The following is a 14,365-nucleotide window of genomic DNA, read 5'->3' as shown; positions in this document are numbered from 1 at the left end:
AGGATGGGGTCGTCGACGACGCCCCGGAGGAGCCCCATGCGCGTGCTTGCCTACCTGCTCACCATCATCACGAGCACCGCGCTGTCCCTGGGGGCTGGCCTCCTGGTGGGCCTCACCTTCCAGGACGTGCCGCGCGGGTTGCTGCTCGCGACGGCGTTCACCTCGCCGTTCCTCGTGGTGGGACCACTCGTCATCGGGTCCTTCGCGGCGTACTTCGACCACCGGACGTCGGCGGGCAGCCGGCAGTACCTGCGGTGGTGGCTCGTCGGCGTCGTGGCGCTCGACGTCGTCGCGGCCGTGTTCGTCGTCCTCGCGGCGATCTCCGCGGGGGCGCCGCTGTGGGCGCCCGCGGTGCTGGTGCTCGGCGCCGCGGTGCTCCTCGTCGTCGCGCGACCCCTCGGGGCGCTGTTCCGCCGCACCGAGCGGCCGATCGAGGTCGACCCGGACCCCTCGCTCCCGGACGCCGCGGTCGTCCGGCGCAAGATCGTCAAGATCGGGGTGACCTTCGTCGTCGCAGCCGTCCTGGCGTCGATCGGCGCCGCCCTCCTGGCCGCGCTGGGCGACCACGGGGGACCGGGCTCACCGAGGCCGTGCTGGTCGCCGGGCAGCTGACGTTCACCGCGACGGCGCTCGCGACGGTCATCGTCGCGCTGCCGTTCAACCGTGCACTCCGGGATGCCGGCGGTCGCGACCTCGGGCGCCTCCGCCGGTTCGCGAAGGTCGTGCTGCGGGGCAAGGACCTCCCGCTCGACGAGGTCGAAGCGCGCGGCGCCGTCCGGTACGCCCGGATCCTGCCCGTCGCCATGCAGTTCCAGCTCGCCTTCACCGGCCTGCTGTACGTCGGGATCGCGTTCCAGTTCGTGTCGGCGGCGATCCGCGGAGACCTCGGCGTGTTCCCCGAGGTGTTCCTCGCGGCGATGGTCGTCCTGCTCGTGTGGGCGGTCCCGTTGACCGTCCGGCGGATCCGCCGAGCACGGCGCTACGTCGACCTGCACGCCCCCGCGATCACTGACCGTTCGGCCGACGGAGGTCTTCCGCGAGCATCACGATGATCCCGCTCGGCCCGCGCACGTACGCCAGCCGGTAGACGCCCTGGTGGTCGGCGACCCCGCGGAGCGGCCCGTAGCCGTGTCGCGCGACGACGGCGAGCGCTGCGTCGATGTCGTCGACCGAGAACGCGACGCGGTGCATCCCGATCTCGTTGGGCAGCGTCGGTGCGGTCTCGATCGCGTCCGGGTGGATGTACTCGAAGAGCTCGATCTGCCCGTGTCCGTCGGGCGTCCGGAGCATCGCGATCCGGGCGTGGTTGCCGTCGAGGCCGACCGCGGTGTCCGCCCACGAACCGCTGACCTCGTCCCGTCCCACCACCTCGAGGCCGAGGTCCGTGAAGAACGCGATGGTCGCGTCGAGGTCCCGGACGGCGATGCCGACGTTCTCCAGCGAGATGCCCATGCGCTGCACGCTAGCGCGCGGTCCACCCGCCGTCGATCGGCAGCGCGGTCCCGGTGATGAGCGACGCGCCCTCGCCCGCCAGGAACGTCACGGCGGCTGCGACCTCGCGCGGCTGGCCGATCCGGTGCAGCGCCGCGATCCGCTCGACCGTGTCCGCTCGGAAGGCATCGTCGGACAGTGCAGGCTCGGTGCCGTCGGTCTCGATGAAGGTCGGCGCGACGGCGTTCACCCGGATCCCGTACTGCCCCCACTCGACGGCCAGGCACTTCGTCAGGTGGATCACCGCGGCCTTGCTCGTGCAGTAGGCGGACTCACCGGGGAGTGCGACGAGGCCGGCCTGCGAGGCGATGTTCACGATCGAGCCGCCCCCGGCGCTCCGCATGTGCTTCGCGACGTGCTGCGAGATGAAGAACGCCGACTTCGTGGTGAGCGCCCAGACGGCGTCGAAGTGCTCCTCGGTCACGTCGAGGGCGTCCTCGACGATGCCACCGCCGGCGTTGTTGACGAGCACGTCGATGGTGCCGAGTTCGTCGACGACGGCGTCGATCGCCACCCGGCACGCGGCGAGGTCGGTCACGTCCATCGGGACGACGGTCACCCGCCGGCCGAGCGCACGGACCTCGTCGGCGAGTGCGATGGTCGGCGCAGCGTCCGGGTCGCGCACGCCGAGGGCGACGTCGGCCCCGTGCTCGGCGAGGTCGAGGGCGATCGCACGCCCGATCCCACGGGAGGCGGCGGTCACCAGGGCGACGGATCCGGACAGGGTGGTGCTCGACATCGGCGGTCCTTCGGTCACGGCGGCCACGCCGTGTGCGTCGTCGCCGGTGCCATCCTGCCGCACGCGGTCAGGGCGCCGCGGACCGGTGACGGTCCGACCGGCGCGTCGCGACCGCGGCCCCCACGACCGCGGTCGCGGACGACCGGACTCCCCGCACACCACCACTCTCGCGCCGGAGCCGGCCCGCGCGCATCCACCGGAGGGATGAAAGGTGATGGCCACTCAGCCGAGTGGGCGACGGACGGGAGGCGCGGGGCGGGCCCGCACCGCGCCTCCAGTCCGACGCACGGTCCGGTTCAGGTCCCCAGCTGCGCCCGCAGGTAGGGAGCGGTCCGGCTCGTGGCGGACGCCGCCACCTCGGCCGGCGTGCCGGCGGCGACCACCCGGCCACCTTCGTCCCCGCCGGCCGGACCCATGTCGATCACGTGGTCGGCGGCGGCGACCACGTCCATCGCGTGCTCGACGACCACGACCGTGTTGCCCGCGTCGGTGAGTCGCGCGAGCTGCTCGGCCAGGAGCTCGACGTCGGCCGGGTGGAGCCCGGTGGTGGGCTCGTCGAGCAGGTACACGGTGTGCCCGGACCGTGCCCGCTGGAGTTCGGTCGCGAGCTTGATGCGCTGCGCCTCGCCGCCGGACAGCTCGGGGGCGGGCTGGCCGAGTCGGAGGTAGCCGAGGCCGACCTGTCGCAGGGTCTCGAGGCCCCTGGCGGCGGCGGGGAGCTCGGCGAGGAAGGGCGCGGCCTCGTCGACCGTCATCGCCAGGACGTCGGCGATCGACGCACCGTTCCAGTGCACCTCGAGCGTCTCGGCGGTGTAACGCGAGCCGTGGCACTCCGGGCAGGGCGCCCAGCTGCCGGGCAGGAACAGGAGCTCGACGGAGACCGAGCCCTCGCCCTGGCAGACCTCGCAGCGACCGCCGGCGACGTTGAACGAGAACCGGCCGGCGGACCAGCCGCGCTCCCGGGCGGCGTCGGTCGCGGCGAAGGCCTGCCGGACGGCGTCGAACAGCCCGGTGTACGTCGCGAGGTTCGACCGCGGCGTGCGCCCGATCGGCTTCTGGTCGACCTGGACGACCCGGGTCACGAGCGGGTGCGCGGCGGCCTCGGCGGCGAGGACCCCGCCGACGAGCGACGACTTGCCGGACCCGCTCACCCCGGTGACGGCGGTGAGCACCCCGAGCGGCACGTCGACGTCGAGCCCGCGGAGGTTGTGCCGCGTCACGTCGCGGAGCCGGAGCGTGTCGACGGGGACCCGGGGCTCGCGACGCTCGGCCGGGGCTGTCGGGTGCAGGTAGCGGCGGGTGACGGACGCCTCCACGTCGGCGAGCCCGTCCACCGGTCCGCTGTAGAGGACGGTGCCGCCGCCCGACCCGGCACCGGGGCCCACGTCGACGATCCAGTCGGCCCGCCGGACGATGCTCATGTCGTGCTCGACCACGAACACGCTGTTGCCGCCCGCGCGGAGGTCGTCGAGCACCTGCACGAGCGACTCCGCGTCGGCGGGGTGCAGCCCGGCGCTCGGTTCGTCGAGCACGTAGACCACGCCGAACAGCCCCGAGCGGAGCTGCGTCGCGATCCGGAGCCGCTGCGTCTCGCCGGGGGAGAGCGTCGGCGTCGACCGGTCGAGCGAGAGGTACCCGAGCCCGAGACCGACGAGGACGTCCACGCGGGCGACGAGGTCCCCGGCGATCGCGACCGCCACCTCGGTGTGCTCCCCGGAGGACGCGCGCGAGGTGGCCGCCGACGGGTCGGTGATCGCGGCGATCGGGCGGAGAACGTCGGCGAGGGCCGTGAGCGGCAGGGCGTTGAGGTCGGCGATGCCGTGCCCGCCGATCGTCACCGCGAGGGCGGGCCGGGTGAGCCCGGTGCCCCCGCAGAGCCCGCACGGCCCGGACTCGACGTACTGCAGCGCCTTCGTGCGCTGCGCCTCGCTCTGGGAGTCCGCGAGCGTGTGCATGACGTACTGCCGGGCGCTCCAGAACCGGCCGCGGTACGGCTTCGCCACGCGGTCCCGCTTCGGGTGCACCTCGACCACCGGCTGCTCCTCGGTGAACAGCAGCCAGTCGCGGTCCGCCCGGGGGAGTTCGCGCCACGGCCGTTCGATGTCGTAGCCGAGCACGGCGGTGACGTCGCGGAGGTTCTTGCCCTGCCAGGCACCGGGCCACGCGGTGATCGCGCCGTCGCGGATGCTCAACGTGTCGTCGTGCACGGCGGACGCCTCGGTGACCTCGTGAGCGGTCCCGAGCCCGTGGCAGCGCGGGCACGCCCCGGCCGCGGTGTTCGGCGAGAACGAGTCGGACTCGAGCCGCTCGGCCCCGGCGGGGTAGGTGCCCGCGCGGGAGAACAGCATGCGCATCGAGTTCGACAGGGTCGTGAGGGTGCCGACCGTAGAGCGGGCGCTCGGTGCGCCGCGACGCTGCTGGAGGGCGACCGCTGGCGGGAGCCCGGTGATGGAGTCGACGTGCGGGGTGGAGCCCTGCGCGATGAGCCGTCGGGCGTACGGGGCGACGGACTCGAGGAAGCGGCGTTGCGCCTCGGCGAAGACGGTGCCGAACGCGAGCGAGGACTTGCCCGAGCCGGAGACGCCGGTGAAGGCGACGATGCGGTCGCGGGGGATGTCGACGTCGACGCCCCGCAGGTTGTGCTCGTGGGCGCCGCGGACGCGGATGAACTCGTCGGGACGTGGGGCGGGCATCCTCCCGATGCTAGGCGGGGGCGCCTGGACGCCGCCGCGCCGCCGCTGCCCCGTCATGGTCTTCCGCACCACCGCCTGCTCTGGGACGATGGGCGCGACACGGACGACGACGCCCGTGCACCACCACCGAGGAGCGCACCATGACCGTCCGCCTCAACCCCTACATCGGCTTCCGCGACCAGGCTCGCGCGGCCCTCGACTTCTACCACGCGGTGTTCCGCGGCGACGTGACGATCAGCACGTTCGGCGAGGCCGGCATGGCCCAGGACCCGGCCGACGCCGACAAGGTCATGCACGGGCAGCTCGAGGGCGAGAACGGCCTGCTGCTCATGGCCTCCGACGCCCCGACGGGGATGGAGGGCCCCGACGTCAGCAACATCTCGGTGTCCCTCAGCGGCGACGACGAGGAAGCCCTCACCCGCTACTGGAACGGCCTCGCGGACGACGCGAAGACCGTCATCGAGCCGCTCACGAAGGCACCGTGGGGGGACACGTTCGGCATGGTCACCGACCGCTTCGGTGTGACGTGGCTCGTCAACATCAGCGGCGCGGGGGACTGAGGGCCTCGACGGGCGCACTCGCCGGGATCGGCCACCGCGGCACCCAGCACCGCACCCGTTCGGCGTAGCGGCGGAAGTCGTCGCCGAAGCGGTGCTCGAGGTCCGCTTCCTCGAGCGGCCGGACGACGCAGTTCCACACGATGGACCCGGCGAGGGCGTAGACGACGATCATCCACGACGTCAGGAGCAGTCCGACGGCGACGCCCTGGGTGATCCCGGCGAGCGCCATCGGGTTCCGCACGGACCGGTACGGCCCGGCGACGACGAGCCGGTTCGGCATCGCGGACGGCAGCGGTGTCCCGGCGCCCTGGGTGCTCATGGCAGCCGCGGACGCGATGCCGAGCGCGCTGGCGGCGACGAGGACGACGGCGCCGGTCACGACGGACGCCACGGACACCGGTCCGGGGAGGTCGGGGTGCAGCTGCCACCGGCGCTCGGCGAACGCGATGACGAGCGGGAACACCCCGAGGAACAGTCCCCAGAACACGACGATCTGCACGACGGTGCCGAGCACGTGGCGTCGGCGTGCGGCTTCCGGGTCGGCCGTCCGGAAGCGCAGCGGTCCGCTCGCCACCCACTCGGTTGGCACCCGGCCGAGCAGGACCAGGGAGAGCGCGAGCACGGACCCGACGGCGGCGCCGGTCATGATGAGCACGCCGATCCCCGCCTCGGTCGTGACGGTCGCCCACGTCGCGAGGGCCACGGCCACCGCGGCCGTCCAGATCGTGGTCACGACCGCAGCGGCTCGGACCCCGGCGGCGGCGAGGGCGGAGGCCACGACGAACAGCGGGACGTCCGCCAGGGCGACGAGGAACGGCTGCAGGGACCCGAGCGTCGCGGTCTGCACCGCGGGGATCGTGAAGACCGCGATCCACGAGGCTGCTCCGCCGACGGCCTGGAGCGCGAAGTACCAGCGGCCCCACGACATGGCTGCACGCTAGCAGCGTGGTGACGCTGTGACGGACGGGAGGCGCGGTGCCAGCTGGCACCGCGCCTCCAGTCCGTCATCCAGGAACGTCCAGATCAGTCCTGACGGTTGATCTGGCCGAGCCAGCGTCCGAAGGACGGCTTGCGCTCGTCGTGCAGGACCGAGACGGTGGTCGTCGGCAGGCAGGTGCGCTCGTCGTCGATGGCGGCGCTCTTGTGGAGGTCGAGGCTCATGGTGTGCTCCTTCGCGATCGGTGATCAGTTCGACACCCGACGGGGCCGTTCCATTCCCACATCGGTCACGGGGTGACCATCCCGCCGTTCACGTTGAGGGTCTCGCCGACGACGTAGCTGGACTCGTGGGACGCGAGGAACACGTAGGCGGGCGCGAGCTCGGCGGGCTGCGCGGCACGGCCCATCGGCGACTCGCTGGAGCCGAACTCCGGCAGGGACTCCGGGTCGACGCCGCCGCTCGGCTGCAGGACGGTCCAGGTCGGCCCCGGTGCGACGATGTTGACGCGGATGCCGCGCTCGACCAGCGCCTGCGAGAGACCCTTGGACAGGTTGTTGATCGCGCCCTTCGACGCCGCGTAGTCGAGGCGGTCGGGTGCGGGCTGGTACGCCTCCATCGACGCCGTCGTGGTGATCGTCGAGCCGGGCTGCAGGTGCGGCAGCGCGGCCTTCACGAGCCGGAACAGCCCGAATACGTTGACGTCGAAGGTGGCCTCGAACTGCTCGTCGGTGAGGTCCTCCACCTCGGGCTGCCACCGCTGCTTGCCGGCGACGCTGACGAGGGCGTCCAGCCCACCGAGGCCGGCGACCGCCTGCTCGACGAGCGTCGTCGCGTAGGAGCGGTCGCGCAGGTCGCCGGGGATCGCCACCGCGGTCCGGCCGGCGGCGCGGATCTCGGCGATGACGTGGTCGGCGTCGGATTGCTCCTCGGGCAGGTAGGCGAGCGCGACGTCGGCGCCCTCACGCGCGAACGCGATCGCGACGGCGCCGCCGATCCCGGAGTCCGCGCCGGTGATGAGCGCCTTGCGTCCGGCGAGGCGACCGGTGCCCCGGTAGGTGGACTCGCCCAGGTCCGGCACGGGGCGCATCTCGGACTGGAGGCCCGGCTCGGCTTGCGTCTGCGGCTCCGGCTGGACGTCGGGGTAGCGGGTGCGCGGGTCGGCGGGCTCGTACTGGTCGGTGGGCATGCGGGTCGTCCTCGTCCTTCGTTCGGTGGTCCGTTCCCAGCGAACCCGGCCGGTCGTCCGCTGTTCCCAGGAGTGCGGTGTTCGGTGATGGCATGAGCGACGACGAGCAGCAGACCCGGGCGGACTTCGACGGTGCGGTGAACATGACCGCGTCGGAGCTCCGGCACTGGCTCGACACGGACGAGTCGAAGTCCGTCGGCCAGAAGCCCGACGGCGGTGGCGAGTCCACCGGGCACGAGAGCGGGCGGCACATCGTCCGGATCCTCGAGAAGAAGCAGGGCGACTACACCGACGACGACTACGCCCACATGCGGAAGGTCGTGGGGTACGTCGCCCGGCACTCGGAGCAGCGGCCGAGCGGCGACGTGCACGACACCCCGTGGCGGTACTCGCTGATGAACTGGGGCAACGACCCCGAGAAGGGCTGACCATGCCGGACCAGCTGAAGAAGCCGGACATGTACGAGGCACTCCGCGAGGAGGGCAACTCGAAGGAGAAGGCGGCGCGGATCAGCAACGCCGCTGCGGCGCGGGGGAAGTCCGCGGTCGGCCGGAAGGGTGGCGAGTCCGGCTCGTACGACGACTGGACCGTCGCGGACCTCAAGCGGCGTGCGAAGGAGCTCGGGTTGACCGGGTACTCGTCGAAGCGGAAGGCCGAGCTCATCGAGGCGCTGCGGGATCACTGACCACGGTGTCCGGCCCCGACCGGATGCGACACAATGGGGACGTGAGCATGACCGGGATGCCTCGTTTCCGCAAGATCTGGTCGACCGTGCAGGTCGGCGTGCTCGCCGTGGCCGTCGTCTTCTGCATCGTGATGCTCGTGATCGGGCAGGGCAAGCTCGACCGGGTCTACGCCGTCGCCGCGGTGTTCTTCGGGCTTGCCCTCATCGGGCACAGCACGTACCTGTGGCTCATCGCTCGGGGCGACCGCAGCCGGTCCTGACCGCCCTGGCCGTAGTCGCGACCGCGGTTGCCGCTGGCGCAACGCGTCGCGGCGCGCCGCGGCCGTTGCTCAGGAGTTCGCGACGACCCGGACCCAGTCGACCGTCATGGTCTGCGGGAACCGCGTCGAAGCGTCCGGTGCACCCGGCCACGTCCCGCCGACCGCCACGTTGAGCACGACGAAGAACGGCTTGTCGAACACCCACGGGTTCCCTCCGACGTCCGCCCGGGTCATCGTCCGGTAGGCGGTCCCGTCCACGGACCACGTGATCGCGTCCGGCCGCCAGTCGACGGCGAAGACGTGGAAGTCGTCGGCGAAGGCCGCCCCGGAGGGGTTCGTGAACGCCGCGGAGATGCCCTGCGTGCCCGAGTAGCCGGGGCCGTGCACCGTGCCGTGGACGACCGACGGCTCGTACCCGACGTTCTCCATGATGTCGATCTCGCCGCACGCCGGCCAGCCGACCGTGCCGATGTCCGCGCCGAGCATCCAGAACGCCGGCCAGATGCCCTGCCCGCGCGGGATCTTGATGCGCGCGGCGACCTGGCCGTACTGCGCGGTGTATGTCCCCTCGGACTTCAGCCGTGCCGACGTGAACGTGCCGTCGGCTTCGCGCCGGGCGGTGATCACGAGGTTGCCGGACCCGTCGAGCGCGGCGTTCCGTCGAGCGTCGGTGTAGGTCTCCAGCTCGTTGTTGCCCCAGCCGCCGGCACCGAGGTCGTACCGCCAGATCGACCGGTTCGGGGCGCTGCCGGCGGGACCGTCGAACTCGTCCGCCGCGAGGAGCGTCCCGACAGCCGCCGCGGCGGGCGCTGCCCGGCTCGTGGTCGTCGCGCCGAGCGCTGCCGCAGCGGTGCCAGCGAGGCCGAGCGTCACGAACCGTCGTCGGTCGAAGCCGGCCGTTCGTTCGGTGCCGCTCGGGCGGTCGCTGCCGGCCGTGCGGTCGGGGGTGTTGTCCATGTCGTGCTCCCTGCAGCGCGATGTGGTGTGTGGTCGTCGGATCATGCCGCATGCGTCCGGCCCGCGCCAGGGCGAGCGGGCCGCGTCATCCGCGACGCGCAGGTGTGGGCCTCAGGGCCGGTAGGCGATGCAGAGCACGGTGACGTCGTCCGGGTGCTCGCCACGAGCCGCCATCTCCGCGATGCCGTCCGCGACCAGCTGCGGGTCCGCCCGGTTCGCGAGCCACGCCGCGAACCGGTCGAGCGCGTCGAGGCGCCCGCCGAACAGGTCGAGCACCCCGTCGCTCACACTGACGATCGCGTCGCCGGCGCCCAGTTCCGTCACCTGGCTGGTCCACTCGGTCCCCACGCCGATCGGCAGGTGGGTCGAACGCAGCGGCGTGACGGAGCCGTCGGCGGAGCGGAGGAGGGTCAGGCCGTGGCCCGCGTCCACCCACGTCACTCGACCCGCGCGGTCGCCCCGGGCGTGGAAGCACGTCGTGAACGAACCGCTCGTGAGGTCGGAGGAGCCGGTCGCGAGGCCCGCGGCGGCACGGCGGACCGCGGCGGCTGCGTCCGCGTCGTCGATCGTGCTGCGGAGGACCGAACGCACGGCAGCGGCGATCATCCCGGCGCCGACGCCCTTGCCCATCACGTCGCCGAGGGTGAAGGCCGCGCCCTCCGGCGTCGGGTACCAGTCGTAGAAGTCGCCGCCGACCGACCGCGCCGGGATGCACACGCCGATCGCGCGGAGCTCCGGCGGCAGTTCGGCGGTCGAGGTGGGCAGGAGCGACTGCTGCACGAGGGCGGCCCGGTCGATCTCGCCCTCGGCCACACGTCGGCGTCGTTGCGCGTCGTCGAGCTGACGACCAGCCTGGCGGGCGAGCTCGTTGGTGACGGCTGCGGTCGCGCCGAACACGAACACCACGATGACCAGGCGGACGAGTTCGCTCGGCTGGGGCTCGGTCGGCGCCAGGAGGTACGAGAGCAACAGCGTCCCCGTCGTCCCGACGATCGGCCACACCACGTGTCGTCGGCCGGGGTTCGCCGCGACCCAGATGACCGGGAGGACCACGATCGCCGTGAACACCGAGCTGCCGTCCCCCGTGCCGAACCGCAGCAGCCCGACCGCGAGGAAGTCCAGCGCCGGCACGAGCAGCTCGACGCGGCCCACGGCGGGCCAGCGTGCCATCAGCCCGGCGACGGCCAGGCACACGACGGCGATCCCGACGCCCGACCACATCGAGACCGCGGAGCTGACGATGAGCCACGGCGAGAGCGCGCTCGCGACGGCCGCTCCGACCACCAGTGCGGCGATCACGGACTGCTTGGCCAGCGGTGCCCACGAGGCTCGCAGACCGGCGAGCACGATGGGTCCGGTGTCGTCCCGGACGGAGACCGTCCAGGTCGCGGTCCGCGCGGTCGGTTCGGCAGCGCTCGTCATCGGGACCAGTCAACCGGTCCGGGGCGGTGCGGGCAACCCGACGGCGAGTCGGTCAGCCGAGCCGGATAGCGAGGGGCACGAGGAGCCCGGCGACCCACACGAGCACCATCACGAGCGCACCGATCGCGATGAGGCGGCGACGGCGACGGAGCTTCGGGCTCCGCTCCTCGCCCCACATCTGCGCGCGCACGAGCACACGGTTCGCCTGCTCGACGACCTTCCGCACCTCGGGGTCGTCGAGTTCGAGCACCCCGTCGCGGGCGTGCTGGGCGATGACGGTCGCCTCGTCGACGGTGAGGTCGTCCTTGCGCATGCGCTCATGGTCGCACGGTGCACCCGCCGCCGACAGGGGTACGCCGTGCTGGGCGCCGACGGAGCGGCCGGGGCGTACCAACGAGTGCATGGCACATCGGTTCCGCGGGAAGATCGTCGTCGTCACCGGAGCATCGAGCGGCATCGGGAGGGCCGCGGCGCACGAGTTCGCCCGGCAGGGCGCGACGCTCGTGCTCGCCGCCAGGAGCCACGACTCGCTCGAGGCCGCCGCCGCCGAGTGCCGGAAGCTCGGCGCCGAGGCGATCGCGATCCCCACCGACGTCTCGGACGAGCACCAGGTGAAGGACCTCATCGCCACCACGACGAGTCGGTTCGGCCGGATCGACGTCTTCGTCGGCAACGCCGCCCTGTTCGTCTACGGACTCTTCGAGCAGACCCCGACGGAGGCGTTCAAGCGCGTCGTCGACACCAACCTCTACGGGCACCTCAACGCCATCACGCACCTGCTCCCGCACTGGAAGCAGCGCGGGTCGGGCACCTACGTACTCGTCGGTTCGATCCAGTCGCTGCTGTCCGCGCCGTACCAGTCCGCCTACGTGACGAGCAAGCACGCGGCGCTCGGGCTCGTCGATGTCCTCGGCGACGAGTTCGTTGGCACGGGCATCCGGTTCACGGCGCTCCTGCCGTCGACGATCGACACCCCGATCTACCAGAACGGCGCCAACTACACCGAGAAGCGCTCGCACCCGCTGCCGCCGACGGTGTCGGTCGAACGGGCCGGTCGGGCGGTCGTGCACGCCGCGCTGCACCCGAAGCGCTACCGGTTCGTCGGACGGATCCAGGCGTCCCTCGTGCCGCTGCAGTACGTCTTCCCGGGGCTGTTCCACAAGATCACGAAGCCGATGGTGCAGACGTTCGCGCTCCGGGGGAAGCAGGCGCCCACCGACGGGAACCTCTACACCCCCGCCGACGCGGGCAACGCCACGGACGGCGGCTGGGTCGCGATGCGTCGGCGCGTCACGCGTCCCCTGGTGTGGGCGGGCGCCGCGGCGGCCGTCGTCGTCCTGGGCCGCCCCCGCCGCTGACCCGCCCCCCGCCCCTCCCACCCCCGAGCGGGCACTTTCCGTCCCGCTCGGCGCGCGCAGCCGGCACTTCGTGCCCGCTCGGCGCGCAGCGCGCGGCGTGTTGCACCCGCTCGGCGGGCCCTGGGCCCGGCCCGGGGGGGGCGGACGGGAGGCGCGGTGCCAGCCCGCCCCGCGCCTCCTGGCCGGCGCCGAACGGGCACGTTCCGTCCCGCTCGGCGCCCGCAGCCGGCACTTCGTGCCCGCTCGGCGGGCAGCGTGCGGCGTGTTCTGCCCGCTCGGCGGGCCCTGGGCGCGGCCCTGGGGGGCGGACGGGAGGCGCGGGGCCAGCCCGCCCCGCGCCTCCTGGCCGGCGCCGAGCGGGCACGTTCTGTCCCGCTCGGGGCGCGCGGGCGGCAGGTCGTGCCCGCTCGGCGGCCGGCGCGCGGAGTGTTGCGCCCGCTCGGCGGGCCCTGGGCGCGGCCCGGCGGCGGACGGGAGGCGCGGTGCCAGTCCGCCCCGCCTCCCGTCGGGCCGGCGCCGAGCGGGCGCTTTCTGTCGCGCTCGGCGCGCGCGGGCGGCACTTCGTGCCCGTGCGGCGGGCGGCGCGCGGCGTGTTGTGCCCGCTCGGCGGGTCCTGGGCGCGCCCCAGGGGCGGACGGGAGGCGCGGGGCCAGCCCGCCCCGCGCCTCCTGGCCGGCGCGAGCGGGCACTTTCGGTCGCGCTCGGGGCGTGCTGGCGGCACTTCGTGCCCGCTCGGCGGGTGGTGCGCGGCGTGTTGTGCCCGCTCGGCGGGTGCTGGGACCGGCCCGGGGGCGGACGGGAGGCGCGGTGCCAGCCCGCCCCGCGCCTCCCGGCCGGCGCCGAGCGGGCACGTTCTGTCCCGCTCGGCGCGTGCTGGCGGCACGTTGTGCCCGCTCGGCGGGTCGCGTGCGGCGTGTTGCGCCCGCTCGGCGCCGCGGCGCGCGCGGGGCGCGCGGCGCGCGGCGCGACTCCGCGAGAATGGTCCGGACATGCCACGCCCACGCCCACGCACCCGCATCCCGCTCAACACCTTCGCCGTGCCGTTCGGCCTCGCCGGGTTCGCCGAGACCTGGTCGTACGCGGCCCCGGTCCTGCACCTGCCGCCCGTCCTCCCGCAGGTCTTCTGGGTGCTCGCGGCCGTCGCCTGGCTCGGGATGCTCGGCGCGCACGTCCTCCGCGGCGTCCGGGTCCGAGGCCGGGACCGCCTCGTCGACCAACTCCGACACCCGGCGCAGGGGCCGCTCGCCGCGCTGGTCCCCGCGACCGCGATGCTGCTCGGGGTCGACCTCGCCCGCGTCTGGCCGACCGGGGGCCTGGCGCTCGTCCTGGCGGCGGTCGCGGTGGCCGCGGGGTTCGCGGCGTGGCTCCTGGCGACGTGGTTCGAGGGCCGGCTCGCGCTCGAGTCCGTGCACGGCGGGTACCTGCTGCCGACCGTGGCCGCGGCCCTCGTCGGGTCGGTCGCGACGCACGAGGTCGGCGCGACCTGGCTGTCCTGGGCGTGCTTCGGCGTCGGGGTCTTCTTCTGGGGCGTGATGACGGGCCTGCTCCTGCTCCGGCTGGCCTTCCGCCCGGAGCTGCCGGGGCCGCTCGTGCCGACGATGGCCATCCTCGTCGCACCACCGTCCGTCGCCACCGTGTCGTTGTTCGCCCTCACCGACGACGCCCTCACGCTCCCCGTCCAGGCGGTCACGGGCCTCGGCGTCCTGCTCCTCCTGGTGCAGCTCGCACTCCTGCCGCGGTACGTCCGGCTGCCGTTCTCGCTCGGCTTCTGGTCGTTCGTGTTCCCGGCGGCCGCGGTCGCGACGGCGGCGATCGACTGGGTCCGCGTGCTCGACCTGCCCGGGGCGTGGATCCCCACGGCGGCGGTGCTCGCCCTGCTGTGCGTACTGGTCGCCGTCGTGGGCGCGCGGTCGATCGGACTCGCGCTGCACCACCTGCTCGGCCAGGCCGAGGACGAGCTCCACGCCGCCGACGACGAGGACGCCGAGCCGGGCCCGGTTACGGGCGCCACACGGACGGCCTGACGCGACCCGTCACGTGACCGGGGTGGTCCGGACGTGACCACGGACGGGAG

General features: G+C 73.5%; 17 protein-coding genes. 8 read left to right on the top strand and 9 right to left on the bottom strand.

Translation table 11 applies throughout. From position 1 onward, the window contains the following. Positions 1–36 precede the first annotated feature (36 nt). Together FS825_RS12940 and FS825_RS12935 are read left to right on the top strand one after the other, a co-directional pair. On the top strand, positions 37–612 hold the full coding sequence (locus tag FS825_RS12940) for a hypothetical protein (RefSeq protein ID WP_144713640.1): 576 nt from the start codon (positions 37–39) through the stop codon (positions 610–612). Beyond that, positions 591–1,052, top strand: coding sequence for a hypothetical protein (locus tag FS825_RS12935; RefSeq protein WP_144713638.1), 462 nt, complete (start codon positions 591–593; stop codon positions 1,050–1,052). The genes FS825_RS12940 and FS825_RS12935 overlap by 22 nt, the downstream gene beginning before the upstream one ends. On the opposite strand, the gene FS825_RS12930 is transcribed toward FS825_RS12935, so the two are convergent. From FS825_RS12930 to FS825_RS12920, 3 genes are all read right to left on the bottom strand, one after another. Then, a complete protein-coding gene (locus FS825_RS12930; protein ID WP_144713636.1) occupies positions 1,006–1,452 on the bottom strand; it encodes a VOC family protein in 447 nt (148 codons plus the stop codon). The genes FS825_RS12935 and FS825_RS12930 overlap by 47 nt on opposite strands. Positions 1,453–1,462: 10 nt before the next feature. Next, on the bottom strand, positions 1,463–2,230 hold the full coding sequence (locus FS825_RS12925) for an SDR family NAD(P)-dependent oxidoreductase (protein ID WP_144713634.1): 768 nt from the start codon (positions 2,228–2,230) through the stop codon (positions 1,463–1,465). A 296-nt stretch (positions 2,231–2,526) separates the two neighbouring features. Next, the gene (locus tag FS825_RS12920; protein WP_186377230.1) at positions 2,527–4,923 is read right to left on the bottom strand and encodes an ATP-binding cassette domain-containing protein; all 2,397 of its coding nucleotides are present in this window, start codon (positions 4,921–4,923) and stop codon (positions 2,527–2,529) included. A 140-nt stretch (positions 4,924–5,063) separates the two neighbouring features. On the opposite strand from FS825_RS12920, the gene FS825_RS12915 reads away from it, so the two are divergent. Then, a complete protein-coding gene (locus FS825_RS12915) occupies positions 5,064–5,483 on the top strand; it encodes a VOC family protein (protein WP_144713632.1) in 420 nt (139 codons plus the stop codon). Here FS825_RS12915 and FS825_RS12910 read toward each other — a convergent pair. From FS825_RS12910 to FS825_RS12905, 3 genes are all read right to left on the bottom strand, one after another. Further along, on the bottom strand, positions 5,464–6,411 hold the full coding sequence (locus tag FS825_RS12910; protein ID WP_144713630.1) for a methyltransferase family protein: 948 nt from the start codon (positions 6,409–6,411) through the stop codon (positions 5,464–5,466). The two genes, FS825_RS12915 and FS825_RS12910, sit on opposite strands and share 20 nt — an antisense overlap. Positions 6,412–6,506: 95 nt before the next feature. Further along, positions 6,507–6,644 (bottom strand): hypothetical protein, encoded by a 138-nt coding sequence (locus FS825_RS18675; RefSeq protein WP_186377229.1) that lies wholly within the window; start codon positions 6,642–6,644, stop codon positions 6,507–6,509. 65 nt (positions 6,645–6,709) lie between these two features. Further along, positions 6,710–7,609, bottom strand: coding sequence for an SDR family oxidoreductase (locus tag FS825_RS12905; protein WP_144713629.1), 900 nt, complete (start codon positions 7,607–7,609; stop codon positions 6,710–6,712). Positions 7,610–7,701: 92 nt separating this feature from the next. Between FS825_RS12905 and FS825_RS12900 the strand changes: the two genes are divergently transcribed. From FS825_RS12900 to FS825_RS12890, 3 genes are read left to right on the top strand one after another with little or no spacing between them, the layout of a single operon-like run. Beyond that, complete coding sequence (locus FS825_RS12900; protein WP_144713627.1) at positions 7,702–8,037, top strand: DUF3140 domain-containing protein; 336 nt, start codon at positions 7,702–7,704, stop codon at positions 8,035–8,037. A gap of 2 nt (positions 8,038–8,039) precedes the next feature. After that, positions 8,040–8,294 carry a DUF7218 family protein gene (locus FS825_RS12895; RefSeq protein ID WP_144713625.1) on the top strand — a complete coding sequence of 85 codons (255 nt, stop codon included), beginning with the start codon at positions 8,040–8,042 and terminating at the stop codon, positions 8,292–8,294. A 41-nt stretch (positions 8,295–8,335) separates the two neighbouring features. Then, complete coding sequence (locus FS825_RS12890) at positions 8,336–8,554, top strand: hypothetical protein (RefSeq protein WP_144713623.1); 219 nt, start codon at positions 8,336–8,338, stop codon at positions 8,552–8,554. Between the two features lie 69 nt (positions 8,555–8,623). Here FS825_RS12890 and FS825_RS12885 read toward each other — a convergent pair whose 3' ends face one another. The 3 genes from FS825_RS12885 to FS825_RS18670 form a co-directional block, all read right to left on the bottom strand. Beyond that, positions 8,624–9,511, bottom strand: a complete 888-nt coding sequence (locus FS825_RS12885; protein WP_144713621.1) for a glycoside hydrolase family 16 protein — start codon at positions 9,509–9,511, stop codon at positions 8,624–8,626. A 111-nt stretch (positions 9,512–9,622) separates the two neighbouring features. Continuing rightward, entirely contained in the window at positions 9,623–10,933 is a 1,311-nt protein-coding gene (locus tag FS825_RS12880; protein WP_144713619.1) for a PP2C family protein-serine/threonine phosphatase, read from the bottom strand. Positions 10,934–10,985: 52 nt separating this feature from the next. Next, positions 10,986–11,246, bottom strand: coding sequence for a hypothetical protein (locus tag FS825_RS18670; protein WP_186377228.1), 261 nt, complete (start codon positions 11,244–11,246; stop codon positions 10,986–10,988). An 88-nt stretch (positions 11,247–11,334) separates the two neighbouring features. Between FS825_RS18670 and FS825_RS12875 the strand changes: the two genes are divergently transcribed. Further along, a complete protein-coding gene (locus FS825_RS12875; protein ID WP_186377227.1) occupies positions 11,335–12,291 on the top strand; it encodes an SDR family NAD(P)-dependent oxidoreductase in 957 nt (318 codons plus the stop codon). A gap of 989 nt (positions 12,292–13,280) precedes the next feature. Then, positions 13,281–14,315: a TDT family transporter gene (locus FS825_RS12870; RefSeq protein WP_144713615.1), complete on the top strand. Its 1,035-nt coding sequence runs from the start codon at positions 13,281–13,283 to the stop codon at positions 14,313–14,315. The last annotated feature ends 50 nt before the right edge of the window (positions 14,316–14,365 follow it).

Source organism: Curtobacterium pusillum (genome assembly GCF_007680845.1).
Lineage (GTDB): Bacteria > Actinomycetota > Actinomycetes > Actinomycetales > Microbacteriaceae > Curtobacterium > Curtobacterium pusillum_B.
This window is presented reverse-complemented; position numbering and strand designations above follow the sequence as displayed.

Bases quoted from the DNA above. Each gene is read 5' to 3' on its own strand.
- FS825_RS12940 (WP_144713640.1), top strand. From the start codon at position 37: ATGCGCGTGCTTGCCTACCTGCTCACCATCATCACGAGCACCGCGCTG.
- FS825_RS12930 (WP_144713636.1), bottom strand. From the start codon at position 1,452: ATGGGCATCTCGCTGGAGAACGTCGGCATCGCCGTCCGGGACCTCGAC.
- FS825_RS12925 (WP_144713634.1), bottom strand. From the start codon at position 2,230: ATGTCGAGCACCACCCTGTCCGGATCCGTCGCCCTGGTGACCGCCGCC.
- FS825_RS12920 (WP_186377230.1), bottom strand. From the start codon at position 4,923: ATGCCCGCCCCACGTCCCGACGAGTTCATCCGCGTCCGCGGCGCCCAC.
- FS825_RS12915 (WP_144713632.1), top strand. From the start codon at position 5,064: ATGACCGTCCGCCTCAACCCCTACATCGGCTTCCGCGACCAGGCTCGC.
- FS825_RS12910 (WP_144713630.1), bottom strand. From the start codon at position 6,411: ATGTCGTGGGGCCGCTGGTACTTCGCGCTCCAGGCCGTCGGCGGAGCA.
- FS825_RS18675 (WP_186377229.1), bottom strand. From the start codon at position 6,644: ATGAGCCTCGACCTCCACAAGAGCGCCGCCATCGACGACGAGCGCACC.
- FS825_RS12905 (WP_144713629.1), bottom strand. From the start codon at position 7,609: ATGCCCACCGACCAGTACGAGCCCGCCGACCCGCGCACCCGCTACCCC.
- FS825_RS12900 (WP_144713627.1), top strand. From the start codon at position 7,702: ATGAGCGACGACGAGCAGCAGACCCGGGCGGACTTCGACGGTGCGGTG.
- FS825_RS12895 (WP_144713625.1), top strand. From the start codon at position 8,040: ATGCCGGACCAGCTGAAGAAGCCGGACATGTACGAGGCACTCCGCGAG.
- FS825_RS12885 (WP_144713621.1), bottom strand. From the start codon at position 9,511: ATGGACAACACCCCCGACCGCACGGCCGGCAGCGACCGCCCGAGCGGC.
- FS825_RS12880 (WP_144713619.1), bottom strand. From the start codon at position 10,933: ATGACGAGCGCTGCCGAACCGACCGCGCGGACCGCGACCTGGACGGTC.
- FS825_RS18670 (WP_186377228.1), bottom strand. From the start codon at position 11,246: ATGCGCAAGGACGACCTCACCGTCGACGAGGCGACCGTCATCGCCCAG.
- FS825_RS12875 (WP_186377227.1), top strand. From the start codon at position 11,335: ATGGCACATCGGTTCCGCGGGAAGATCGTCGTCGTCACCGGAGCATCG.
- FS825_RS12870 (WP_144713615.1), top strand. From the start codon at position 13,281: ATGCCACGCCCACGCCCACGCACCCGCATCCCGCTCAACACCTTCGCC.